A 26,254-nucleotide genomic window follows, 5' to 3' on the forward strand; every position below is an offset into this window, starting at 1 on the left:
TAAATAGAATTGCGAATGAAACATAAAGTAAACCAGTCACTGGCTCTAAAAAGAAACATTCGGATAATAAACACTTAAAGCTACTTTACCTAAAGTAGCTTTTTTATTGGGGCCATGTTTTTTCAATCCGTACTGTTTTATATAAACCTTCAGAAGTTTTCACAGTTAATTCCAAAGTGTCTTTTTTAGTATAACTTGCTTTTGAAGTTATAAAATCACAAATATCAATTTGCGGTACATCGAGCGCATTTAACTTTATAATTTCATCGCCAAAGCTAATTTCCTTTTTCAAATTATCATCCCAAACAACTCCAACAACAAGTTTGTTGTTAATTGCCGTAGGGCTAAATCCCCATAATTTTTCCGCTAAATCATTAGTGGATTCGTACGAGGAAAAATAGAATTTCTTATTTAAAAAATCCATGGTCATCACACCATGCTTTAACGCTTCAGAACCAATCCTCGAGTTATCGTCGCTGGTGGTTGCCGTGGTTACATTTTTAAAAATGGTTTGGTTTATTTTTAAGGTGTCAACCGTAACCCTGTAAAGTTTGCTCTTTTCCGCAGCACCAAAAAAACCAATGCTTTTACTGCCAATGCCTTCACTCTGCACCTTGAATATCTTGTTTTTTTGAAGTGCGTTAAAGTTTTTAAGCGACACATCGTAAAACCCTTTCATGCCCGTATCGATTAACAAATGCTCTTTGGCTCTTTTTTTTCCATGTAAATCAATCCAGATATACGGGCTTTTTTGCCTGCCAATTAAATGCAGTTTTGTAGCATCGCTTTTGTTTAAAGTGAGTTTCTTTTTTTTGTTGGTTAGCCGAATCACATTCTTTTTTAAATCTATTTGAACTATCGATTTTTGCAGCATATTGCTCCCAATGATACCATCAATTTCAAAACAGTCGAAAATAAAATTTTGCTTATTCGCGTCAACTAAAGTGGGGCAGTTTTTAAAAGAAACACCGCCAATTGTTATTTCTGGCACCGATACAACCGCTAAACTATTTCGTTTACTTGTTGCATCTTTAATGTTGATACTTTTTATAGCATTGATTTCAATATCATTTTTAATTTGAGTCGATATTAAGTTTGGCGCACCCGTATCAAATAAAAAACGATAGGTTTTGTTTTCAATGGTAACCGGAATAATTATTTTTTCTGAAATATATTCAAATTCAATTTCTGTGTAATAGTTTTTTGGTGTAACTAAACCCTTGGTGAATAAGTTTTTTTGACCAATAGATTGAATGGAAACTAACAAAAAAATGAGAGCTACAATTTTTTTCATTTTAAGAAAATTATTTTTTTTATTAAGATACCAATAAAAATAAAAAAGCCATATCATTTTTAACGATATGGCTTTTGTTTGTTGTATAAAATGCGTGTTATTTAACTTCTTTTAACGCATTGTCAATAAGCGTTCTTAAATGTTGTTTGTGCGCTCTTGATGCTATATTTCCAGAAGGTGCAGCCATGGTTCGTATATTTTTTAAATTATATAAAGCCATAGATTTCGCATTATTGGAATACCTGCTGCTTTGTTTGCCTGTTAGCATATCAATAAGCATGTTGGTGTATTCCAATTGTAAATTTTGTCTGAATGAATTGACGTTGGAATAAATATCCGCTTTAAAAATAGCATGGTTTAAATCGCTCATTACCATGGATAATTTATACGAGTTACCGTACAATTCAGAATCCGTAATACGCTGTAATGTATTGGGGTGCAGCAAGTGGTTTAATACGTTTTTTTGATAACCCAATACTTGACTGTGTATTTTAGGGTCTTCTGTTGAACGCATAAACCCAAAACCACGGCGTTGCATGGCTAAGTAGTTGTATAAATCGTTTGGCGCATCAAAAGCATTTGGTGCAAAAACGTGTTTGTTTAAGGTTGCCATGGCTCTTTTTTGGTCGTTTAAACTCACCGGGGTGTAAGGTTGCGTTTCACCTGCTTGACCTGCCATAGATCGATCTACATAAACACCGCCAATAAATCTGGAAACAACATTGGCAGCACTTCCTCTTTGACTGCTTAAAATATAATACGCTTGCCTTAATTCTTGGTATGATTGACCAGATTTAGAAAACTTATCCTTAATACCTTCCATCATCGTGTTAATAACCTCAAAACGATCGTTTGAATAGGTAATTTGATCGTTTGATAAATCGCCAACCATAACGCGTGGGTCTATGGCTTTTCCTGGAGAACGCATGTCGTCGGCATCATTACCAAAAATGAGTTCGGGTTTGGTCGATTGATTTAATAAAGCTTCTCTTTCAGCCCCACTTTCAAAGGGTGTGTACCCAAATTGAATGGCCCAAACATCGTAAGGTCCAACGGCGGTATCGTAATACTGTCCTTGTTTACTTCTATCTTTTGTAATGTTTATGGCCGCATAATCCATAACCGAACCGGTTAAACATTTACCTTTAATAAATTCGGCATCGGCAAGTTGTTCCGGCGAGAATAACTGACTCGCTTTCATGTTGTGATTTAAACCTAAGGTATGCCCAACTTCGTGCATGATCAACGCCGTCATCGCTTCTTTTTTCATGCGTTTCATCTCTAAATCGGTCGCGTTCGATGCCTGTAAAACCGCCTTGCCAAATAATGTGTTTTCGTGCATCAGATGGCCTAAGGAACAGTACATTTTATCGTCTTCATAATTTTCAGAATCATCAAAAGTTTGGCTTAACGAGGCTAAATCGAATAGCTTATCGTACATCACCCTATTGGTAAAATGCACGTATTCCAACATAATATCCGCACCCAGAATTTGTCCGGTTTTCGGATTTACAAAACTGGGGCCGTAACCACCAAAAGGCGGTTGTGGAGACGATGTCCAACGCAGTACATTATAACGTATATCGCCAGCATCCCATTCGGCATCATCGGGTTGTATTTTTACGGCCATAGCGTTTTTAAAGCCTGCTTTTTCAAAAGCCACGTTCCATTGCAAAACCGCGTTTTTAATGGTTTCTCTCCACTCCATTGGCGTAGAATTTTCTATCCACCAAGTAATGGGTTCAACAGGCTCAGAGATGGCGGCATTGGGGTCTTTCTTTTTTAAGTTCCAACGGTGCACCAAATCCCGATACGGTGTAGCACTCGTAGAGGTTTGGTCGTTAACCTGTGTTAAAAAATACCCAACCCTTGGGTCGTCGAATCGTATTTCGTAATCGTTATCAGGCATTTCCATTAAACTATGGAACACTTTAATACTCACGTTTCTGCCATCGGCAACCGCGTTGGATCCGCCATTTAAAACAGAAGGCGAGGAGTACACATACTCCACTTGCAAATTGGTGTTTTCTTCGTAATTTCTAATCGAATTAATCTTGGTTTTCGTTTTACTTAAACTACCCAGCTTAAAAGCGGTTGGCGATGCGCCTGGAAACCTCGGATTTTTTATTTGAGAAAATGTTTCACTTAAAAACAAACCATCCGCTTTAATTAAGTAAAGGCCTTTCTTTTTATCGTGTGCTTCAACTTTAATGCTGGCCATATTACCGTGGCTAATATTGGCATCTTTTGATTTTGAAAGAGCACTTTCCGGATCGAAATAAAACGAATTGTTCTGCGTTTCAAATTCAATTTTATCAAAGTGCTTTTTTATTTTAAAAACTTTTGAGCCTCTGTACATGCCTCTTATAATTCTTCCGGCATCCATAACGCCATCTGCAATTTGACTAAAATAAATGTACTCATTTTCAATTTGGTCATCAGAAATCAACATTTGTAAAGATCCCGTAATCGTATCTTGGTAGATGGTAAATAAACCTTCAATTTTTTTACTGGATTTTACAAGGTCTTCAATCTTTTTTTCTTTTGATTTTTTTGGAGCAGGTTTAGCCGGAGCTTCGACTTGGTTTTTTTTCTTTCCGCGTTTCTTTTTTTGAGCTTCGGCATTAAGCGGAACAAGGAAAAGCGCTAGCATAAATGCAAGGCTTAAAAATTTTAAAGCTCTGAGTTTTTGGTGTTTCATGAAATAAATGTTTTAAAGGATTTAAACCCGATTGATTATTTGAAAATTAGTCTTGCTAAAAATAGAAATAATGAAATGTTTATTTCTTTATAAAATGTTAAAAACGCCCAAAAGGGTTTGTTTATGGAATTAAAAAGAAGAAGGTCTGCCGAATGTTTATATGCTGTTACCCGTTGTATATTTTGGCAAAATTCTGTCAATTCGAGTGAATTTTAAGATTGAAATGAGTAAAATTTGTATCGAGAACAATAATTTTTTGAACCATAAATGGATTCTCGATACAATTTTTCGTTGCTCAAAATCACTCGAACTGTAACATAGAAATTATTTTCATTAAAAATGCAGAACGGATTTCTGTTATATTTAAGTACCTTTATAAATTATGAAAGAAGACACAAAAATTGCCGTTTTGATTGACGGCGACAACATCCCATCAAAGTATATTTCTGAAATGATGGAAGAAATAACAAAATACGGCACACCAACCATTAAAAGAATTTATGGCGATTGGACCAAACCGCATTTGTCAAAATGGAAAAATATCCTGCTTGAAAATGCCATAACCCCCATTCAGCAATACGGTTATACGACGGGCAAAAATGCCACCGATTCTGCGATGATTATCGATGCGATGGATATATTGTATTCTGAAAAAGTAAACGGTTTTTGTTTGGTATCGTCCGATAGCGATTTTACTAAACTCGCTACACGATTGCGGGAAGCCGGTATGGTAGTTTATGGCATGGGCGAGAAAAAAACACCCAATCCGTTTATTGTAGCCTGCGATAAGTTTATTTACTTGGAAATCTTAAAAAGTGATAACGATAAAGATGAAAAGGGCCGAAAAACCAAAAAGGAAAACCTATATAGCATCACGCCTAAAGTCATTAAACTGCTCCAAAACTCGGTTGACGATGCCGCCGATGACGATGGGTGGGCATTTCTTGGCGATGTGGGCTCGTTAATACTTAAAAAGCAACCTAATTTTGATCCAAGAAACTTTGGGTTTACTAAATTAACACCGCTTTTTAAATCGCTTCCTCAATTTGACATGGAACAACGCGACCAAAGCAATGCCCGGTTTAAGTTGATTTATGTGAAGAATAAATAGAAAACAAAAAAGCCCAAAGTGTTTTCACGCTTTGGGCTTTTTTGTTTGTGTTTACATATTTTCCTAAAACAAGTCGTTTAAAACTTTAGCCAATCGAATGCCAGCAATTTGCAATTGGCTTCTTACGGTTTCAAAATTATCATACGAATATCGGTATCTCAAATTCTCGCCGGGTTTTACCGTGCTGTACACCTTTTTGGTTAATTGATGGGTTTCGTTTACCCAATCTACAACGGTGCCTTGTTGTATGGCCTTAACTTGGTGTTTGGATAAAACATCGGTATTTTCAGCTAATTCTGTATAGCTCATATCATATTGATCAATCATTTGGGAATCCCAAACACGGTGTAGGTTAGAATCCTTGTAAAACCACTGTAATTTAAAATCGTTTCCGCCCTTGTCCTCTTGTAAGCCAACATGCATAGGTTGGTGCAAATCGCCAATTAAATGAATCAATAATTTCAGATAAAAGGCCTTATCGTCGTCTGATGCATTTTCATCTTTTATAACGCTTTTGCAATAGGCAATACCCGTTACCAAATCGCCATCTGGATTCTTTTTTGAGTTCTCGTAAGTTTCATCCAAAGGCATATTTATATAATGCCACGTATAGTATTTGTTATATTTTTTATCAGATTTTATTTCATCGGCAAAGGTAGAAACAAAGGCTAACGATTTTCTTTTTAAAAGTCTGTTAACCTCTTTTTTTGCTTTTCTGTTAAGGTGCTTATCCGCTATTTTACCAACAACCCTGTGTCCTGTGGCGCTCCAATAATCTTCTGGTGCTTTGGGGTGTGTTGCTGCCGAAAATAATAACGTAATTAAATAAATGCTTAGTAGTTTCATAAAAATATTTTTTCAAAATTAGGAATAAAATCGCTAATAATTTTGCTTTAGTTTTTAATAAATTGTAAAAATAATATTATATTTCGGTAAGAAGAAAATGGGTGTATTCATTTTTGTGAAATATAGCATTTACTTTGAATATTGTGTGACTTATTTAATAAGTCTGTGTCTTAACTAAAACAACTAAAAGAGCCGTAAGCTACATTTGAAAACCCTAACAGATACTAGTAATTTGCCCGATGAAGATTTGGTAAAAGCCATTGTTAAAACCAATAACACTGTGCTTTTCGAGATACTTTACGACAGGTATGCTACATTGGTATATAACAAGTGTTTTGGGTTTGCAAAAGATACCGACGAAGCTAAAGATTTAACACAAGATGTGTTTTTAAAACTCTTTGTTAAGTTGGCGAGTTTTAAACGGAAATCGAAATTTTCAACCTGGTTGTATGCGTTTACCTATAACCATTGTGTAAATTATGTAACAAGAAATACGGCTAAAAAATTTGAGAAACAATCCGTAGATTATAAGGATATTGAAAACCTTTCTTATACCGATGAAAGCGATACCAGTTTTCTGGATATGAAAGTTGATAAATTAAAAGTGGCCTTAGAGCTCATTTCTCCAGAAGAGAAAATGATATTATTGTTAAAATACCAAGATTTTCTTTCCATAAAAGATATTGAAAGTGTTTTAGGAATAGGTGAAAGTGCAGTTAAAATGAGAATTAAACGCGCAAAAGACAAGCTAAAAACCGTATATACTAACAACCTTAAATAATGGATAATCCATTTAAACTTATAAACCAACCACTAAAGGAAGTTCCGCCAGAGTTAAAGACAAAGGTAATGAACGATATTGCCATGGCTAAACTCATCATGGAACTGGCTGCTTTGTTTTCTTATAATTTTAGCCATGTTATAGAAACGGTGATTAGCAAGCGACAAAAAAACAACCAATTATAACCCATCAATTATGAAATTTTTAGAACAGTTAAAAGAATCATTGCAAAATTTATGGCTTGATATTGCGGCATCTGCACCCAAAATTATTGGCGTACTTGTGTTGATTATTATTTTTTTAATCATTGTAAAAATCATTAGCAGTGTATTAAAAAAAGTGCTCTTAAAAGCCAATGTAAATAAACTAGGAGACAAGCTCAACCAGATTGAATTATCAGAGGGCAAAACCTTGAATATTAATTTGGTAAACATTCTTGTTAAAACCATCAAATGGTTGCTGTATATTGTTTTGATTTCCATTGTTGCCGATATTTTGGAGCTCACCATGGTATCAGAAGGTTTAAAAAGCTTTATGGGATATTTGCCAAAACTGTTTACGGCTTTGGCCATTGTAACCTTAGGTTTGCTGTTTGCAACTTTTGTTAAAAAATCGTTGCAGAGTTTATTTGAATCTTTGGAGTTGTCTGGAGGCAAGCTGTTAAGCCAATTGGTCTTTTTATTGTTAATGGTATTAATAAGTGTAACGGCTCTAAATCAAGCTGAAATAAATACCGAAATAATTACGAGTAACATAAAAATGATACTCGCCGCATTTTTATTGGCTTTTGCCTTGGCGTTTGGTTTAGGAGCTCGAAATGTTATTGAAAAAGTATTGCACACCTTTTACACCAGAAAATTATACGAAGTAGGTAAGGTGATTGAATTTAATGGTATCCGAGGCGAGGTAGAGTCTATAAACAGTATATCGGTAACGATAAAAACAGAAGAAGGAAAATTAATAGTCCCTATTAAAGATATTGTAGAGAGCCAAGTTAAAATACAGGACTAATTTTAAGTTAGGGTTAAAATTTGGTTGGTTACTGCCTGTATGTTAAGCAACTCTCTACATGTTATATCCCTTTTCATTTATTTGAAAAGGGATTTTTTTTACCATTAAGCTGATGCTTTTTATAAATGGTTTAAAAAAAGTAACTTAGCTATTTATGTCTAACCAAAACCACTAGTTTTCACCATGAAAAAACTACTATATATTTTAGCTATTTCCTTCTTTTTTCTAAGCTGTTTTAAATCGAAAGACCCCACGCAAACACAAGCATCCAAAACATTTTCTGAAGCCCAAGCTGATGAGGTTGGGATGTCAGAATTCAGATTGAGTTATATTGATACGATGCTCAACCAAGCCGTTTCAGACGATGTTATTCCCGGTGCTGTGGCATTGGTTTCGCGACACGGAAAAATAGTGTACCACAAAGCCTTTGGAATGGCGGATAATGCTTCGGAAAGAGCTTTGCAACAATCGGACATTTTTCGAATCGCCTCACAATCAAAAGCCATCACATCAACAGCGGTTATGATGCTTTGGGAAGAAGGCAAGTTTAATTTAGACGACCCCATTTCAAAATACATTCCGGAATTTAAAGACGAACAAATTTTAGAAACGTTTAACGAAAGCGATTCATCGTACACCACCAAACCCACAGAAAAACAAATCACCATTCGGCATTTATTAACCCACACTTCGGGACTTGGTTATGGCGTTATTGATGGCGACCGTCGATTTAAAAAACTGTACAATAAAGCTGGTATTATCGATTTGTTTACAACCGAAAACATCAGTATTGAAGATAACATTAAAAAGCTGGCAAAACTGCCACTGCACCATAACCCAGGCGAAAAGTTTACCTATAGCGAAGGGCTCGATGTGTTGGGTTATTTTATTGAAATCGTATCGGGAATGCCTTTTGATGAGTTTTTAAAAACCAGAATTTTTGAACCATTGGGCATGCACGACACCCAGTTCTATCTTCCGGAATCCAAATACAATCGTTTGGTTACCGTACAAACCAAAGAAGATGATAAGTGGATAAAATATCCAAATACATTTTACGATACCGATTACCCCATTAAAGGCGCAAAACGCTTTTTCTCCGGGGGTGCGGGATTATCAAGCACCGCAAAAGATTACGCTGCTTTTTTACAAATGTATTTGAACCATGGCACCTTAAACGGCAATAGATTGTTAAGCAGAACCACCGTTGAAACCATTTTAACCAACCAAATACCATACATTTCGGAAGATATAAAAGCAGTTTATGGATTGGCTTTCGGGTTGGTTGATAAAAAAGGACAGGATTTAGGTGGCAACGGAAGCGAAGGCACTTTTGTTTGGGGCGGCTATTTTAATACTACGTATTTTGCAGACCCGAAAGAGCAGGTAATTGGTGTGCTTTTAAAACAAACCCAACGCATTAATGGCGATGATACTTCCAATAAATTCAGAAAATTGGTGATGCAAGCTGTTGATGATTAAGCATTCTTTTTTAGTAATTTTAGACGCTTATAATTGAATTTGTCTTAAATTTATAAAACAAATTTTGACTATCGACAGAATTAACCGATTGAAACCAATTAAGACTTCAATCGTTTTAAAAAATTAAATTTCTTGTATCACTCAAACAGAAATACTCAAGTGTTAAATTAAAATTTTATATTATGAAATACTTAAAATATATCCTTGGAATTTTAGCCATTTTGGTTATCGGGTTTTTCCTTTTAGGGTTTATAAAAACAGAGTTGTCTTATGAATGCGAAGTACTCGTAGATAAGCCTTTAGCCGAATCTTGGGCAGTTAGTCAAGATGAAGAAAAAATGTCCGATTGGTTAATGGGGTTTCAAAAAATTGAACATGTTAGCGGCACGCCCGGTGAAGTGGGAGCCGTATCAGATGTATATTTTGTGACTGATGGCGAGGAAATGACTATTCGAGAAAAAATTACAGAAATCGTTCCAAACGAATCGGTATCTATGTTGTTTACTTCCGACTTCATGAATATGGATTATAAGCTCAAAATGACCTCAATCGATGGGAAAACAAAAATCAATTCAAGCACTACTTGCGAAGGAAATGGAATGGTTTCTAAATCTATAATTGCTTTGATGGGAAACACAATCAAAACGCAAGAGGAAACCAATCTCACCAATCTTAAAAATACCATTGAGAAAAACTCGAAAGACTATTTTTCCACCGAAGAAAACTAGTTGGAAATTCAGAAGCTCCTGCTGGTATTCTAAATAAGGATTACGGGCCTTTTTGATAATTCTGCCTCCTGCGCATCCCGATAACCATCGGGCAGGAATCCACTCGATAACAAAATGGTTAACGTTTAAAAAATCATCAATTCAGCATTTACCACTTACCGATAAAAAGAGGGATACTTTTTTATTTATCAGATATTTTCGTACGTTTGATATTAAATAAATCATACAAATAAGCCCATGCGGATTTTTCAACTAGCCTTCGTTCTTTCCTTTTTTATTATTTTCAACTCCTGTTCAAAAGACGGTGAAACACCAGACACGGTGCCTCCAACAGTATCGTTAACAATTTTGGGTGTTCCAACTTTTTCTGGTGGAGAACCTATAGTTGTGAGCAATCAAATAGAGGTTAGCGTTGATGCTAAAGATGCTAATGGCGTTAGCAAGATTGAGGTGTTTATAGACAATGAAAAGAAAGGTGAAGATAGTTCGGCCCCTTATCATGTTGTAATCGATATATCCTCGTATGCCTCTAATAAAAATTATACTTTAAAAGTTGAAGCTACGGACAAGGCAGGCAATACCTCCTCAACACAACAAGCTATTAGCATTGACAATGAAATACCTGTGATTACCGATGTTTCTTTAGCCCAAGATTCGGTTATAACGGGAAGTGAAAATACGGTTACATTTAACGTATCTGACAATGAGGAGCTTTCATCTGTAATGGTTTATGTTAATAGCGAATTATTTGCAGATATTAAGGATAAAAATTACGAGGTAAATATAGATTCCAAGGTGTTACAAGATGGCGAAAACAAACTGATGATTGAAGCCAAGGATCCAGCTGGAAATATAGGGAGCTATGCTGTTAATTTTATAATTGATAATACAGGTCCAGCCATTACTTTAAATTCAATTACAGAAAATCAGATTTTAGATGAATCTATGCTTTTACAGCCCGAAGTAGCGGATGCTTTTTCAGACGTTGTGTCTGTTGAAGTGTTTTTAGGCGAAACGAGTATATTCCAGTTTGATGAAAATTCCAGTAATTATGATATGGATTTCGTGCCTGATAATTACCCCGTTGGAACGACTGTTTTTAAGTTAATAGCAATAGATAGTTTAGGGAACGAGTCTGTGTTGGAAATTAATATTGAAATTTTAAGACTTTTGATAAAAGTAGCTTTACCAGATGGTTTTTTAAGTCCATATTGGTCTAGCTTTTGGATTTTCGCTTCAGAAATGAATGGTGTGCCCATTGCTTCCAAATCGGTAGGAGCGGAAGACAATAGTGTTAAAATACATGCGCCATCAGAATTCGATTTTGATAAAAAATACATGATAACGTTGTTGGCCGACGAGAACACGAATCCGAATTCCTTTAATAGAATTACAAATATTCAAGGAATAACAAGGAATAGCCTATCCGAAATAAACTTTAATTTACCTCAAAGAAAAACGGTTATCAGTAATGCTACCGTGTCTATGGTTGGGTTTGGCACTAATGAAACAGTAGCGGGAGATGGGCTCGATTATAGTTTTAACCACTATACTTCAGAGACCTCCGGTAATTTTGAATTAACCAGTCTTAATACTACAAGTAATGCTTCGTCTGATTATTTTTTGTATAGTACAAATTTAGACGGGTTTCCTTATGCTTATTTTAGCTTTTCTGAACCTTTGACAAACGAAAGTATAATCAATAAAACAGATTTAAATACCGATACGGCAATAAGTAATGCTACATTTAACATAACCAACGATCCGGGAATATCAAATAGTCAATTGATAATAAATGGATTCCGTACCAACGAGGATCTTCAAAACGGTATTTACCATAAAATTTATTCAGGGAGTCCACAGCAAGTGTTTGGTGTTGAATATGAATATTATTTCTGCTCTAATTTTGACTCTTACTCGCATCAGTTAATTTTGGATGATTATTTAACTTTCAGAAAAGGGCTTCCAAACAACACCTATAATATTCCGGATTGGAGTGTCGATTATCTACAAAATGGAAACGAAATAACCATTACAAAAAGCGGAACCGAGCATGTTTTAGGCAGACTCCAACTGATGCCAACTACTGGAGAAGATTACATTATGACGGTTTTGTTTGACAGTCAAAACACAGACGTAGTTACCCTGCCACAAATTCCAGAGGACATGAAAGATTTACACATTTACACGGTTGCACAAAATCAAGGTTTTGATATGAATCAAATTCATTTTTCGTCTTACAATACGATTACGTCTTACACTGATTATTTAGATAGCGTTATTAAAGGAGATGGTAATGAAACTGATGTTTCAGATATGATTACAACTAAAATGAAAGCTAAAAACGGTGCTTCAGTTACACCGTTTAAAACGTATAATTTTGATTAGATAAAGGCTTTTTGCTCGATCAAGTATGAAATCGGACTTATAAATTATTCAAACGAATTCATACGTTAATTGTTATAAAACAATATGAGAAAAATTTTAACCATAATATTAATCGGAATTATTTTAATGGGATTATTTAGCTTTTTAAAGAAAGAAAAGAAGATTGAAGCAAGCACAAATTCAGTTATATTAGGAATGGTTCTTCTCGAAGAACCTAATTCTTTTGATCTAAAGGGAACAGTTAACGAATTAAGAAAAAAATGGAATTTAAAAGTTAATGATAAAGATGCCGATGATAAAGCGGCCGTTTTAATTATTGATAATTATAATATCGCTATAGCAACTATGCAAATGGCTATTCCTGAAAATGAAGTAGAAAATGTAGCTGAATATAATTACTTTTGGAAAAATGCAGTTCAAGAAACTTCCAAGCATAAAGGACATATTGTTTTGTCAATAATGAACGCTGGAAAAAATGCAGTTCAGGAAAACTTATTATACAGCAAATTAGCTTCTGCTGTAATGAATAATAGTAAATCATTGGGAATTTACATTGGTGGTAGGACTTTAGTTTTGAAAAAGGAATTTTACCAAGCAAATGTGGAAATGATGTCTGAAACAGACCTTCCATTATACAATTGGATTTACTTTGGTTTAAGACAAGAAAATGGAAAACAATCTGTTTTTACTTATGGACTTGCAGACTTTGGTAAAAAGGAAATGGAAATTGTGGATTCTGAAAATTCACTCGATGAACTGAATGAAATGATGTTTAATTTAACTCATTATGTAATTGCTTATGATGTTAAATTAAAGGACGGAGAAACAATTGGAATTTCTGCAGACCAAAAACTAAAAATATCGGAATCAAAAGGTAGGTTTTTAGAAGGATTGACATTAAAAATTGAATACTAAAAACAATGCTGCATTTTATAGAGGTTTCAATTTCCTACCATTTCTGCTCACCCCAATAACTATCGAAACTGTCAACTAAAAGCTGCAACTACTTCCGTTTATTCCGTTTATTATAATTTTTATCGCCGCGAGTTTTCGGCTTTTTATACTTTTTGGCAATTTTAAATTTATACGATCCACCCAAATTCTCTTTCGAGTTCTTTTCGGACTTCTCGTGGAATGCAGGCCCCAAAGTATCGTCGTCTCCTCGTTTGGTCGGGTTGTTGCGTTCTTTTATTTGCGGACGTTCTTCTTCAATAAGTTCGGTGGAAATTTCAACAGCATCTGGGATGCTTAGCATCGGAATTTCCATTTGCATCAAATCCTCGATATTTTCAATAGCCTCTTGTTCCTTTTCAGTAGTAAACACAAGGGCTTCACCTTTGCGTTCAGCACGACCGGTTCTTCCAATTCGGTGCATATAATTTTCAGGATAATCGGGCGTATCAAAATTTATAACATGACTAACATTATCAATATCCAATCCACGTGCCATCACGTCGGTAGCAATTAAAATACGGTTCTCGCCAGTCCTAAATTGCTCAATGCTTCGCAATCTGTAATTTTGTGTTTTATTGGAATGAATCACGCAAAGTTCTTCATGGAATATTTCGTCTAATTTTTCAAATAAACGATCTGCCATCTTTTTATAAGCCACAAAAACTAAAACCTTATTGAAGGTTTCGGTGTCATTCAATAAGTGAACCAATAGATTTACTTTGGTATAAAAATTTGGGACAATATATCGGGTTTGGCTAATATTTTCTAAAGGCGTACCCGAAACGGCTATGGAAACACGCTCAGGACTTTTAAAGAAATCATTAATTAGTTCGTCTACATCTTGCGTCATGGTTGCCGAAAACATGATGTTTTGTCGGCGTTGTGGTAGGATATCAAATATATTAATAAGCTGATGCCTAAACCCTAAATCGAGCATGACATCGACTTCATCAATCACTAATTTCTGAATCGATTTTAATTGCAACACACGGCTTAAAGCCAAATCGTATAAACGACCCGGAGTGGCTACCAAAATATCTATACCTTCGGCAATTGCCTGTTTTTGTGTGTTGATATTAGTACCGCCATAAACCCCCAAAACCCGATTGTTAATGTATTTTGAAAGCTTTTCAATTTCATCAACCACTTGCACAACCAACTCGCGCGTTGGTACTAAAATTAAAACGCGTGGGTTTTCTTGCGTCGAAAATTTTAGGTTTTTAAGAATTGGAAGCATGTACGCAAAGGTTTTTCCTGTGCCGGTTTGCGCAATACCAACCATATCTTTTCCCGAAGCCACCACGTTAAAAGCCTCAGCCTGAATGGGCGTTGGCGTGGTAAACCCTAAATCGTTTAAGGCGTTGTGTAAAGGTGTGTTTATGTTTAAATCTGTAAAAGTCACAATCTTGTTTTAAGCTGCAAATCTACCATTAATTTGTTAGACTAAATGTGTGTTGTTAACTTCAATGGTATAAGTGGCTTTAAAAGTTTTGCCGGCAAGTAATGCAATAATGCCTTCTTTGGTTTTAAAATCTTGATTGGTGTTTTCGCTATCGGCAACGCCCAACCACGGTTCAATGCACACATAGTCGCCCTCTGGTTTTGCCCAAATACCCAAGTACGGAAAATCGTGATAGCTCACTGAAAGTAGTTCGCCATTCAATTGGCTTTTTAAAGTCACTTTTCTAGATCTTAAATCTTTAAAAACAAGTGCATCTCTATTAAATAGATTGTGGGTTAAATTGATGGTGTTCGAGCTGTTTAAAACGGTTTCGGTTTCAGAGGAAATCAACCCATTTTTCATATTTATTAAATGCGTTTTGGCGGTTTCAGTGTGTTCAAACTCCAAACTGTAATCTTCGTAAATTTCATTTTCAAACACGGGGCATTTAAAAGCGGGGTGTCCACCAACCGAAAAATATATGGTTTTATCATCCACATTTTTAATCCGGTGAATCACATCTATCTTATTATCAACAAGTAAATAAGTGATGTAAAACTCAAATTTAAACGGATAATTTTTCAGCGTTTCATCGTCGTAAAACAGAGCGAAAGTTAAACTGTTTTCGGTCTGTTCGTGCAAAAAAATATCGTTGTTATGCCTTATAAAACCGTGTTTTGGCATGCTGAATTTCTTGTCTTCAAAAATATAGCTTCCATCTTTTAAAGCCCCGATAATAGGGAATAGATTGGGTGCGTAACTGCCCCAAACATTGGGGTTGGCATCCCACATAAATTGGGTTTTGTTTTGTGTTGAAGATATGTCGCAAAGTTCTGCGCCAATATTTTTTACCGCTATTTTTAGCTTGTTGTTTTGTAAAACGTGCATCAAAAAAATAATTTGTATGCTACAAAACTCTTAATTTTTTAAGTATTCTGAGTAACTTTACCCCATAAACTTTTTTTTGTTGAGAACCACAAAGATTTTTAAAGTAGAAAACACCGATACGTTTAAGCACCAAATATTGGCTTGGGCGCAACAATTTGACGATGTGGCTTGGTTGGATTCCAATCCCCAAAGCGATGGTGACAAACAGAACCATGCCAATTACGATGCTGTTTTAGCGGTGGATGCGTTTACAAGTATCCAAACGGATTTTTATGATGCATTTGAAAAGTTAAAAGAATACCAAACCACCGTAAACGATTGGATTTTTGGTTATTTAACCTACGATTTAAAAAATGATGTTGAAGCCTTGAGTTCCAATAATTTTGACGGCTTAGCGTTCCCCGATTTATATTTTTTTCAACCTAAAAAACTATTCCTTTTTAAGGGCAATCATATTGAGATTCAATATTTAAATAGTGTTGAAGATGAATGGGAAGACGATTTAAAAAACATCCGTCATTGCGAGAACGGAGGACGTGGCAATCTGCAAAAAGAGAGCAACAACATCAAAATAAAACTCCGCATTCACAAAGACGAGTATTTTGAAAAAATAAACACTATGCTCGCACACATCCATCGTGGCGATATTTACGAAGCAAATTTTTGTCAGGAATTTTATGCCGAGGACACCGTTATAAACCCGTTGGAAACATACAATAAGCTCAATGCGATTTCAAATCCGCCTTTTGCAACCTTTTTAAAATGCCACGATAAGTATTTGCTATCGGCTTCTCCCGAGCGTTATTTGAGAAAGGACGGGAATACCATTATCTCGCAACCCATAAAAGGAACGGCGAAGCGTTCGGACAATATTGAAGAAGATGAGCAATTAAAAAACGCCTTGTTAAAAGACGAAAAGGAGCGCAGCGAAAACATTATGATTGTGGATTTGGTGCGTAACGACCTTTCTAAAACAGCCATAAAAGGCAGTGTTAAAGTTGAAGAGTTATGCAAAATTTATACGTTTGACCAAGTGCATCAAATGATTTCTACGGTAACTTCAAAAGTAGGACAACACACGCACCCCGTTGATGTTATAAAAAGCACATTCCCCATGGGAAGTATGACGGGCGCACCCAAAATTTCGGCCATGAAAATTATTGAAGACTTAGAGGAAACCAAACGCGGACTCTATTCTGGTGCCGTGGGTTATTTTTCGCCAATTGGCGATTTCGATTTCAACGTGGTTATCCGAAGTATTTTGTACAATGAGACCAAAAATTATGTATCGTATTCCGTTGGTGGTGCGATAACGGCAAAAAGCAAACCTTTAAACGAATACGAAGAATGTTTGGTAAAAGCCAAAGCGATGCGAACGGTTTTAGAGCACTAACCCAAACGTTCCTTTAAGCTTTCAATGGTTAAATTTAAAATGCGTTTTACACGTTTTGCTTCAATGTTTTTAATTTCGGCAACTTCATCGTAATCCAGTCTTCCAAAAACGAATAAATCTACAATTTCCGATACTTTTAAGGGCAATAAGGTATAGAATTTACCTAAAATATTTTTGTTGTTTAAAGCCGACATATCTTCAACCTCAAGCGCATTTTGTATCGAGATGTCATCATTATCATAAATAAAAAGAGGCTTGTGTTTATGGTCTTGTTTGTACGAAATATCATTGAGCTCTTCGTTCATAATAAAATCAAAATCCTCATCAACTGTAAAAAGCTCTTCCAATCCGTCCAATTCTTCTTCTAAAATATCGTTCGTACTTAGCGTGTGTTGATGAAAAGCTTCTTTTTCAAACAGCTCATTTAAATCAGAATCCACAATTTTGAAAAGCTTGATTTTTATGGCGAAAGCATCCATGTCTACATCGTAACCACCTTCGTAAAATTTGGCAATAGCCTCGTCTGTAAAATCGTTTGAGGCATACATGTTTTTTGGAATGATGCCTTTTGATTCCGCTATATACAACCGATGCTTTATGTATGACTGCAAATGTTGCGTTGCCGAAACAACTTTTTTATTAAAGGTATCTATGGTGGTTTTGTCGTTTAATTTATCTGTTGAGCACATAATTTCAGGTATTAAATTTATACTTTAAAGTTACAAAAAACATAGTTTTTAAACATGATTTTTGTCATTGTTATCTGCTTATAAGTTGTGTATATAAAGGGGCAATGTTGTATATTTGAAAACATGCTGGAACAATTCAAAGACCATATAAAAAAGGATTTTTCATTCCTAAAAAAAAGTAAGTTGCTCATTGCCATTTCCGGCGGAATGGACAGCGTGGTTTTAACGCATTTATGCCATCAATTAAAACTAAATATGGCTCTGGCGCATTGTAATTTTAATTTACGAGGAAATGAAAGTGATGCCGATGAAGCCTTCGTTTTAGATTTAGCCGAGGATTTGGAATTGGAAGTGTTTATTGAAAGTTTTGATACCGAAACGTTTGCAAAAGACAATAAGCTTTCTATACAAATGGCGGCGCGTGAGTTGCGTTATAATTGGTTTGACGAATTGGCCGAACAATTGCAATTTGACTATATTTTAACGGCACATCACGCTGATGACAATATGGAAACCTTTCTCATCAATCTATCTCGGGGTACCGGTTTAGAGGGGTTAACAGGAATTCCTGCGATTAACAATAAATTGGTACGACCGTTATTGCCCTTTTCCCGCGAAGCGATTGAAACCTACGCCAAAGCTAAAAACCTAAGATGGCAAGAGGATAGCAGTAATGCCTCAACCAAATATTTAAGGAACAAATTGCGGCACGATGTGATTCCTGTTTTAAAGGAAGTGAATCCGCAATGGCTTCAGAATTTTCAAAACACCTTAAAACACCTAAGAGGGTCATCTCATATTGTTGCCGAAAGTGTCGATGTTATTTTGAACAAAGCCATTGAAAGCATGGACAACAACGAGATTAAATTTAAGATTTCGGCTTTTAAAAAACTCGCACACCCAAAGCCTTATTTGTATGAAACTTTTAAGGAATTCGGCTTTACTCAATGGGATGATATTCTCAATTTGTTGGATGCCGAAACCGGGAAACAGGTGTTTTCAGCAACGTATAGACTTGTTAAAAACAGGGAGCATTTATTGTTAAGTGAAATATATAACGATAAAAGTGAACCGGTTTCAATTTCAGAAAAAGACAATAAAGTAGAAACTCCATTCGGAATTCTATTTTTTGATGAAGCGGACGCGATTTCAGAAAAACGAAACAACATTATTTACGTTGATAATGAAAAATTACAATACCCTTTAATTCTTAGAAAATGGGAGGAAGGCGACGTATTTTATCCCTTAGGAATGAAGGGCAAAAAGAAATTAAGCAAATACTTTAAAGACGAAAAATTATCACTTTTAGATAAAGAAAAAGTGTGGTTGTTGTGTTCAAATAATGAGATTGTTTGGGTAATCAATAAACGTGCAGACAATCGATTTAAAGTAACCGAAAACACAAAACATATTATTAAAATAGAAATGCAATAATTTTTTTATTCCTGCCTTTCGGCTATCGTTCAAGATAAACTTTGGCAGGAAACCACTTTAAAAAATAAAACTTAAAGACTAATTAAAAACTATAATGTCACACTGAGCTTGTCGAAGTGTCACATAAAATATTAAGTATTGATTTGAAACTACAGGGCAACATCGTCGATATACCGAACAAGTGCATTTTTAAAGGTGAAATTGTTATTGAAAACAAAAGGATAATATCCATCACCGAAAAAAATCACAACGTTAACCATTTCATACTTCCGGGTTTTGTCGATGCCCATATTCATATAGAAAGTTCCATGCTCGTTCCAAGCGAATTTGCGCGTTTAGCGGTAACACACGGTACGGTGGCAACCGTTTCCGATCCGCACGAAATCGCAAATGTTTTGGGTGTAAAGGGCGTGGAATTCATGGTTGAAAACGGCAAGCAAACCCCATTCAAATTCAATTTTGGTGCGCCGTCCTGTGTGCCGGCAACCACATTCGAATCGGCCGGAGCGGTTATAAATTCAGGAGCTATCAAAACGCTTCTCGAAAATCCAGATATCAAGTATTTGGCAGAAATGATGAATTACCCCGGTGTTTTATTTGATGATGACGAAGTGATGAAAAAGATAGCTTGGGCAAAACAGTATAACAAACCCATTGATGGGCACGCACCAGGTTTAAAAGGCGACAAAATCACCAAATATATAAACGCAGGAATTTCAACGGACCACGAGTGTTTTACGTATGACGAAGGTTTGGAAAAACTTCAAAAAGGCATGAAGGTTTTAATTAGAGAGGGTAGTGCCGCCAAAAATTTTGAAGCCTTAATCGATTTGTTGCCCGAACATTACAAAAACATGATGTTTTGTAGCGATGATAAGCATCCGGACGATTTAATAATCAGCCACATCAATAACCTTTGCGCCAGAGCTGTGGCTAAAAACATAGATGTTTTTAAAGTGTTGCAGGCGGCATGTATTAATCCTGTTGAACATTATAATCTCAATGTTGGTTTGTTGCAAGAGGGCGACTTTGCGGATTGCATTGTGGTCGAGGATTTAAAGGATTTTAAAACGCTTCAAACTTACATAAATGGCGAGCTGGTTTTTAATAAAGGCCAATCGTTAATTGAATCCATTCCTTTTGAAATATTGAATAATTTCAAGTGTATTAAGAAGCAGGTTTCCGATTTTAGATTTGAATCTTCGGCAAAACAAATTCGGGTTATCGAAGCTTTGGAAGGGCAATTGGTTACCAACGAAATCGTTGAAAATGCTTTAGTTAAAGACGGAAATTTAATTTCGAATTTTGAAAAAGATATTCTGAAAATGGCTGTTGTTAATCGTTATCAAGATGAAAAACCGGCAATTGCCTTTATTAAAAACTTCGGGTTAAAAGAAGGAGCCATAGCATCTTCGGTAGGTCACGATTCGCATAATATTATTGCCGTTGGCGTGTCGGATGAAGCAATATGTAAAGCCGTTAATTTACTCATAGAAAACAAAGGAGGTATTTGTGCCGTATTAAATTCAGAAGAAAAAATAGTACCGCTTCCCGTTGCAGGAATTATGAGTGATAAAGACGGTAAAACCATTGGTAAACAATATGCCGAACTCGATAAAATGGCAAAACAACTTGGTAGCAAACTTAAAGCGCCATATATGACACTCTCGTTTATGGCGTTGTTGGTAATTCCGTCATTAAAATTAAGCGATAAAGGTTTGTTTGATGGGAATACATTTAAATTTACACCTTTAGAAATCTGATTAAATTGACCGACGAATAAAACCATACCAACTGAAAACCTGCGACCTCTACTGCCAACTGAATACTAAAACATGCCCGTAATAAAACCGACTTACAAACCGCCATTCTATTTTAAAAACGGATTTATCTCAACGGTGTATTCGGGATTATTCAGACGTGTAAATGGCGTCAATCAAAAACGGGAGCGCCTCATTTTAAACGATGGCGATTTTATAGATTTAGATTGGAGTTTTTCAAAAGAAAAAACAAAAAAACTCGTCATTTTATTACACGGTTTGGAAGGTAATGCGCAACGCCCTTACATGATTGGCGCTGCAAAACTTTTTAATAACAATAATGTTGATGCCGTTTGCGTAAACTTTAGAGGGTGTAGCGGAGAAACCAATTTAAAATACAGAAGTTACCATTCTGGAGCTACCGACGATTTAATTGAGATTATTCAGCATATTATGGCAACAAAACACTATGCTGATATTTACTTAAAAGGATTCAGTCTTGGTGGCAATGTGATTTTAAAATATTTAGGCGAAGGCAACATCATTCCCCAACCAATTAAAGCTGCTATTGCTATTTCCGTGCCTTGTTATTTAAAGGGTTCAGCCGAAGAACTGCACACCTTCAAAAACATATTGTATCACGATAGATTTAAAAGGCATTTAGTAAATAACCTAAAAAACAAACAAGTGCAATTTTCTGATGTTCTGAGTGTTGCGGATATTAAGTCCATCAAAACTTTAAGGGATTTTGACAATGTGTACACCTCTAAAGCACATGGTTTTAAAGATGCTTTTGATTATTACGAAAAAAGTAGCAGCCTTCAATTTCTTCAAAATATAAAAACACCAACCTTGATTATTAACGCGCTTAACGATTCGTTTTTATCGCCCGAATGTTATCCTGTAAAAGAAGCCAAAGCAAATTCTAATTTGTTTTTGGAAATGCCAAACCATGGCGGGCACGTTGGTTTCATCCATAAAAAAAATGTGTATTACAACGAAAAGCGCGCATTGGAATTTGTGAAATCGTTAGATTAGTTTTTAAGCGCTTCTGGAAAACCATCGGTGACAATGCCCCACAATTCCGGTAGCACAAAATAAACGAAAAGCGTTAGGATTATAATTGAAATAACATTCATAAAAAAGCCCTTGCTTACCATATCCGGGATTTTTAAATAGCCCGAACCAAAAACCACGGCGTTTGGGGGTGTGGCAACGGGCAACATAAAAGCGCACGAGGCGGCAACCGTAGCGCTTACCATTAAAATAAAGGGATGAATATCGATGCTCAAAGCCATGGGTGCCAACACGGGCAAAAGCATTGCGGTGGTTGCAAGATTGGATGTGATTTCGGTTAAAAAATTTACCGCAGTAATAATGAGCAGAATTAAAACAAAAGTGCTTAATCCAGCAAAAGTTGTCATCTGATTACCAATCCACAGCGCCAATCCCGAGGTTTCAAAACCCTTTGCCAATGCCATGCCTCCACCAAATAATAGGATGATGCCCCAAGGTAAATCTTTGGTGTCTTTCCAAGAGATTAATGTCTTGCCCTTTGTTTTCGTTGGAATTAAAAAAAGTATCAAAGCAAATAAAATGGCGATAATCGTATCGTCTAATTGTGGCAATAGTTTTTGAAGTAAAAACGACCGCGTAATCCAACAAAAAGCGGTTGCTGCAAAAACAATGGAGACCAGTTTTTCTTCGTATGTCATGTTTCCCAATAAAGAAAGCAAGCGTTTAATTTCTTGTTTTCCACCGGGGAATTCTTGTTGTTTGAATGAAAATGCCATTGAAGTCAAATATTTCCAGCAGATGAGCAATAGAATAACGGAGATGGGAAACCCGAATATAAACCATTGTAAAAAGGTGATTTCGTAACCGTAAATTTCTGAAACCACACCTGCTAAAACCAAATTTGGCGGTGTACCGATTAAGGTTGCTAATCCTCCAATTGATGCGCTATAGGCAATGGCAAGCATTAAGGCTTTTCCGAAAATTAAATTTTCGTCTTTATCCGTCTCAGGATTATCCCTCAATTGTTTTATAATAGCGATGCCAATGGGTAGCATCATTACAGAAGTGGCGGTATTGGATATCCACATCGATAAAAATGCGGTAGCCAGCATAAATCCGAGAATGATTTTTTTAATGTTAGAACCAATAAGTTTAATGATATTTAAAGCAATCCGTTTGTGCAAATTCCATTTCTCGATGGCAATGGCAATAATAAATCCGCCCAAATATAAAAACACAAATTTATGTCCGAAAGACGATGTGGTCGATGCAATGTCCAAGCTTCCCGAAAGTGGAAACAACACAATGGGTAACAGTGCCGTTGCTGCAATGGGGATGGCTTCGGTAATCCACCAAATGGCAATCCAAGCCGTAGAGGCCAAAACACCGTTGGCTTCATCTGAAAGTCCTTCTGGAGCAAAAAAAAGACGAATTAATATATATGAAACGGGACCAAGTAATAATCCTATGCGTTTAGTGTTTTTCATCATTTAGTTTTTAAATTGCATTCAACTTTATTAAATCCATGTTAAAAAAATAAGAATCTTTAAAAATAGGTTTTATTTTTTTTGTATTTTTTGAGACAATTCAACAATTCTTCAATCTAAAAAAATAATTATGCCAACATTCACATTAAAAATTAATAACAAAACCCATACTGTCGAGGCAGATATGGATACACCATTGCTTTGGGTTTTAAGAGATCAGATAGATTTGGTAGGTACTAAATATGGCTGCGGTGTTGGTCAATGCGGAGCGTGTACCGTACATGCTGATGGTACTGCGATGCGCAGTTGCTTATTGCAAATATCGCAGGCAGAAGGCATGGATATTACAACTATTGAAGGGCTTTCGGAAGATGGAAAACACCCCGTTCAAGAGGCCTGGAAAGAAGTAGATGTGCCACAATGTGGTTATTGTCAAGCTGGACAAATTATGACAGCTTCAGCATTTTTAGAGAAAAACCCTAGTCCTTCTGAATCTGAAATTAGAAATGCCATGCATGGAAATATTTGCAGATGTGCAGCATATAATAGTATTGAAGAAGCCGTAAAAGTAGCTTCTAAAAAATTAAGTTAACCAACCTAAATAGAAAACAATGATACCTTCAAATAAAAATACATTCAGTAGAAGATCTTTCTTAAAATCATCAGCTTTAGCGAGTGGTGGTATGATAATAGGTTTTAACTTGTTTAATGCTTGCAAGTCTGACGTTAAACCTTCAATCGATTTAAGCCAATTAAACTATAACGATTTTAATGCTTTTATAAAAATTTCCCCGGAAGGAAAAGTCACTATTTTTTCACCCAATCCGGAAATCGGTCAAGGTGTAAAAACATCAATGCCTATGATTATTGCTGAAGAATTGGAAGTGGCCTGGGATGATGTTTTAGTCGTTCAAGCACCTTTGGACACTAAAAATTACAATCGACAAGTGGCTGGAGGAAGCCAGTCTATTCGCCATGGTTGGACAGCTTTAAGACAAACCGGGGCTACGGCAAAACAAATGTTGGTAAACGCTGCTGCGGCAAAATGGGGCGTTGATGCTTCAGAATGTTCCGTTAAAAACGGCGTAATTACAAACGCTAAGGGAGAAACTTTAGGTTATGGCGATGTGGTTTCAGATGCGGCTGTGCTTGAAGTTCCGGAAGAAGTTAGTTTAAAAGACCCTAAAGATTTTACAATTATCGGTCAAGGTAAAGGCAATGTTGATATTGATAAAATTATTACAGGAAAACCATTATTTGGTTTAGATTATAAAGTAGAAGGCATGTTGTACGCAGCCGTTTTAAGGCCACCGGCATTTGGTCAGGTTTTAGATACTTATGATGCTTCTGTGGCCAAGTCTTTACCGGGTGTTGTTGATGTGATAACGATTGGAAAAAAAGTAAGGGAATTTCAAGAGGCTGGAAAAGGCAATTGGACAATGCAGATAAGCAGTTCTGACAAAGTAGTTGTTATAGCGAAGACCACTTGGGATGCTTTTAAAGGAAAAAATGCCATAAAAGCAACTTGGAAAACAGATACACCACTTGAAAGCACTGAGAAACATGATGACATTCTATTGGGTTTATTAAACGGAAAAAACTTTAGCACAAGACGGCAAGATGGTGATGTAAAAAAGGCTTTTGCCAATGCCGATAAGGTTATTGAGCGTATTTATGAATCTCCATTTTTGCCTCACAACACTTTAGAACCAATGAATTTTTTCGCAAATGTTACGGATGAAAAAGTAGAGTTGGTAGGTCCCGTTCAAACACCTGAAGCTGCACATAGCGTGGTCGCTGAATTATTAGGGCGCGATATTGAAAATGTTCATTTGGATATGACAAGAATGGGAGGTGGATTTGGAAGACGCCTCTATGGTGATTTTGTGTTTGAAGCAGCCGAAATTTCAGATGCCGTTAGAAAGCCAATTAAAATGGTATCATCAAGAGAAGATGATATGACAACGGGTGTTTATCGTCCAGCCATTAAATATAAAATAGCAGCATCCATTAAGGATGGAAAACTAACAGGTTATCACTTAAAGGAGGCTGCAGTTAATTCAAATATGTACGGTTTAATACCAAATTTCTTTCCGGCAGGTGCTATTGAAAATTACCAAGTCGATACGGCCAACTATCAAAGTAATATCACCACAGGAGCGTGGAGAGCACCGTACACCAACTTTTTGGCAAGTGCAGAGCAAAGCTTCTTCGATGAAATTGCTGAAGAATTAGGTGTAGATAGGGTACAGCTTCATATGGATTTATTGGATAATGTAAAAAAGAATCCAGAACCTAATATTGAGTATAATCCAGAAAGACTTCAGAATGTTTTAAAACTGGCTGTTGAAAAATCCAATTGGGGAAAAACCGAAGCAGGTGTTTATCAAGGACTTTCGGTGTATTATTGTCATAACACGCATGTAGCTGAGGTTGCAGATATTACTATGGAAAACGGATTGCCCATTGTTAAAAAAGTCACTTGCGCCATTGATTGCGGTATTGTTGTAAATCCATTAGGCGCTATAAATCAGGCAAAAGGTGGTATTCTTGATGGTATTGGTCACGCTATGTATTCCGATTTTGAATTTAAGGATGGCATCCCACAATCTAATAATTTTAATTCCTATCAGCTCATTAGAATGGGGCAAACCCCAAAAGTAGACATCCATTTTATTGAGAGTGATATTGACCCTACTGGATTGGGAGAACCTACTTTACCACCTGTTGGTGCGGCAATTGCCAACGCTATTTATAAAGCTACTGGTAAACGCTTAACAAAGCAACCTTATATGGGCAATTTGAATGTTGAAGAAAAGGTTTTAGGCTAAAAAATTAATACTAAGAAT

Annotated in this window: 21 protein-coding genes; 14 read left to right on the plus strand and 7 right to left on the minus strand. The window is 36.0% G+C overall.

The window, feature by feature from the left end; translation table 11 throughout:
- Positions 1 to 103: 103 nt before the first annotated feature.
- Complete coding sequence (locus RNZ47_RS06050) at positions 104 to 1,294, minus strand: retropepsin-like aspartic protease (protein ID WP_311937815.1); 1,191 nt, start codon at positions 1,292 to 1,294, stop codon at positions 104 to 106.
- A gap of 97 nt (positions 1,295 to 1,391) precedes the next feature.
- A complete protein-coding gene (locus RNZ47_RS06055; RefSeq protein ID WP_311937817.1) occupies positions 1,392 to 3,995 on the minus strand; it encodes a zinc-dependent metalloprotease in 2,604 nt (867 codons plus the stop codon).
- A gap of 382 nt (positions 3,996 to 4,377) precedes the next feature.
- Between RNZ47_RS06055 and RNZ47_RS06060 the strand changes: the two genes are divergently transcribed.
- Positions 4,378 to 5,106: an NYN domain-containing protein gene (locus RNZ47_RS06060; RefSeq protein WP_311937819.1), complete on the plus strand. Its 729-nt coding sequence runs from the start codon at positions 4,378 to 4,380 to the stop codon at positions 5,104 to 5,106.
- 63 nt (positions 5,107 to 5,169) lie between these two features.
- Here the strand turns inward: RNZ47_RS06060 and RNZ47_RS06065 are convergent, their stop codons facing one another.
- On the minus strand, positions 5,170 to 5,952 hold the full coding sequence (locus tag RNZ47_RS06065; RefSeq protein ID WP_311937821.1) for a S1/P1 nuclease: 783 nt from the start codon (positions 5,950 to 5,952) through the stop codon (positions 5,170 to 5,172).
- Positions 5,953 to 6,157: 205 nt separating this feature from the next.
- On the opposite strand from RNZ47_RS06065, the gene RNZ47_RS06070 reads away from it, so the two are divergent.
- The 7 genes from RNZ47_RS06070 (at position 6,158) to RNZ47_RS06100 (ending at position 13,257) form a co-directional block, all read left to right on the plus strand.
- Complete coding sequence (locus tag RNZ47_RS06070; protein ID WP_311937822.1) at positions 6,158 to 6,733, plus strand: RNA polymerase sigma factor; 576 nt, start codon at positions 6,158 to 6,160, stop codon at positions 6,731 to 6,733.
- Entirely contained in the window at positions 6,733 to 6,918 is a 186-nt protein-coding gene (locus tag RNZ47_RS06075) for a hypothetical protein (protein WP_311937824.1), read from the plus strand. The genes RNZ47_RS06070 and RNZ47_RS06075 overlap by 1 nt, the downstream gene beginning before the upstream one ends.
- Positions 6,919 to 6,928: 10 nt before the next feature.
- Positions 6,929 to 7,744 (plus strand): mechanosensitive ion channel family protein, encoded by an 816-nt coding sequence (locus tag RNZ47_RS06080; protein ID WP_311937826.1) that lies wholly within the window; start codon positions 6,929 to 6,931, stop codon positions 7,742 to 7,744.
- Positions 7,745 to 7,927: 183 nt separating this feature from the next.
- The gene (locus RNZ47_RS06085) at positions 7,928 to 9,226 is read left to right on the plus strand and encodes a serine hydrolase domain-containing protein (RefSeq protein WP_311937828.1); all 1,299 of its coding nucleotides are present in this window, start codon (positions 7,928 to 7,930) and stop codon (positions 9,224 to 9,226) included.
- Between the two features lie 182 nt (positions 9,227 to 9,408).
- Positions 9,409 to 9,954, plus strand: coding sequence for an SRPBCC family protein (locus RNZ47_RS06090; protein WP_311937830.1), 546 nt, complete (start codon positions 9,409 to 9,411; stop codon positions 9,952 to 9,954).
- A gap of 237 nt (positions 9,955 to 10,191) precedes the next feature.
- On the plus strand, positions 10,192 to 12,342 hold the full coding sequence (locus RNZ47_RS06095) for an Ig-like domain-containing protein (RefSeq protein ID WP_311937832.1): 2,151 nt from the start codon (positions 10,192 to 10,194) through the stop codon (positions 12,340 to 12,342).
- Positions 12,343 to 12,426: 84 nt separating this feature from the next.
- Positions 12,427 to 13,257: a DUF4261 domain-containing protein gene (locus tag RNZ47_RS06100; RefSeq protein WP_311937833.1), complete on the plus strand. Its 831-nt coding sequence runs from the start codon at positions 12,427 to 12,429 to the stop codon at positions 13,255 to 13,257.
- 88 nt (positions 13,258 to 13,345) lie between these two features.
- Here RNZ47_RS06100 and RNZ47_RS06105 read toward each other — a convergent pair whose 3' ends face one another.
- Positions 13,346 to 14,698: a DEAD/DEAH box helicase gene (locus RNZ47_RS06105; RefSeq protein ID WP_311937835.1), complete on the minus strand. Its 1,353-nt coding sequence runs from the start codon at positions 14,696 to 14,698 to the stop codon at positions 13,346 to 13,348.
- Between the two features lie 36 nt (positions 14,699 to 14,734).
- The gene (locus RNZ47_RS06110) at positions 14,735 to 15,625 is read right to left on the minus strand and encodes an aldose 1-epimerase family protein (RefSeq protein WP_311939046.1); all 891 of its coding nucleotides are present in this window, start codon (positions 15,623 to 15,625) and stop codon (positions 14,735 to 14,737) included.
- A gap of 79 nt (positions 15,626 to 15,704) precedes the next feature.
- Here RNZ47_RS06110 and pabB point away from each other — a divergent pair, with 79 nt between their 5' ends.
- Positions 15,705 to 17,018, plus strand: a complete 1,314-nt coding sequence (pabB, locus tag RNZ47_RS06115) for an aminodeoxychorismate synthase component I (RefSeq protein WP_311937837.1) — start codon at positions 15,705 to 15,707, stop codon at positions 17,016 to 17,018.
- Here the strand turns inward: pabB and RNZ47_RS06120 are convergent.
- Positions 17,015 to 17,707: a sigma-70 RNA polymerase sigma factor region 4 domain-containing protein gene (locus tag RNZ47_RS06120; RefSeq protein WP_311937839.1), complete on the minus strand. Its 693-nt coding sequence runs from the start codon at positions 17,705 to 17,707 to the stop codon at positions 17,015 to 17,017. The genes pabB and RNZ47_RS06120 overlap by 4 nt on opposite strands.
- Before the next feature lie 123 nt (positions 17,708 to 17,830).
- Between RNZ47_RS06120 and tilS the strand changes: the two genes are divergently transcribed.
- The 3 genes from tilS to RNZ47_RS06135 all read left to right on the plus strand — a co-directional run bounded on the left by tilS (position 17,831) and on the right by RNZ47_RS06135 (position 21,939).
- Positions 17,831 to 19,141 carry a tRNA lysidine(34) synthetase TilS gene (gene tilS, locus RNZ47_RS06125; protein ID WP_311937841.1) on the plus strand — a complete coding sequence of 437 codons (1,311 nt, stop codon included), beginning with the start codon at positions 17,831 to 17,833 and terminating at the stop codon, positions 19,139 to 19,141.
- A 143-nt stretch (positions 19,142 to 19,284) separates the two neighbouring features.
- Entirely contained in the window at positions 19,285 to 20,904 is a 1,620-nt protein-coding gene (gene ade / locus RNZ47_RS06130) for an adenine deaminase (protein ID WP_311939048.1), read from the plus strand.
- Positions 20,905 to 20,976: 72 nt separating this feature from the next.
- Positions 20,977 to 21,939: a YheT family hydrolase gene (locus tag RNZ47_RS06135; RefSeq protein WP_311937843.1), complete on the plus strand. Its 963-nt coding sequence runs from the start codon at positions 20,977 to 20,979 to the stop codon at positions 21,937 to 21,939.
- On the opposite strand, the gene RNZ47_RS06140 is transcribed toward RNZ47_RS06135, so the two are convergent.
- On the minus strand, positions 21,936 to 23,405 hold the full coding sequence (locus RNZ47_RS06140) for an SLC13 family permease (RefSeq protein WP_376717820.1): 1,470 nt from the start codon (positions 23,403 to 23,405) through the stop codon (positions 21,936 to 21,938). The genes RNZ47_RS06135 and RNZ47_RS06140 overlap by 4 nt on opposite strands.
- Positions 23,406 to 23,535: 130 nt before the next feature.
- Between RNZ47_RS06140 and RNZ47_RS06145 the strand changes: the two genes are divergently transcribed.
- Together RNZ47_RS06145 and RNZ47_RS06150 are read left to right on the plus strand one after the other, a co-directional pair.
- Positions 23,536 to 23,997: a (2Fe-2S)-binding protein gene (locus tag RNZ47_RS06145; protein ID WP_311937847.1), complete on the plus strand. Its 462-nt coding sequence runs from the start codon at positions 23,536 to 23,538 to the stop codon at positions 23,995 to 23,997.
- Positions 23,998 to 24,016: 19 nt separating this feature from the next.
- Positions 24,017 to 26,236 (plus strand): xanthine dehydrogenase family protein molybdopterin-binding subunit, encoded by a 2,220-nt coding sequence (locus tag RNZ47_RS06150; protein ID WP_311937849.1) that lies wholly within the window; start codon positions 24,017 to 24,019, stop codon positions 26,234 to 26,236.
- The last annotated feature ends 18 nt before the right edge of the window (positions 26,237 to 26,254 follow it).

Origin of the sequence: Hwangdonia seohaensis, assembly GCF_031932625.1 — a bacterium.
Taxonomy (GTDB): Bacteria; Bacteroidota; Bacteroidia; order Flavobacteriales; family Flavobacteriaceae; genus Hwangdonia; species Hwangdonia seohaensis.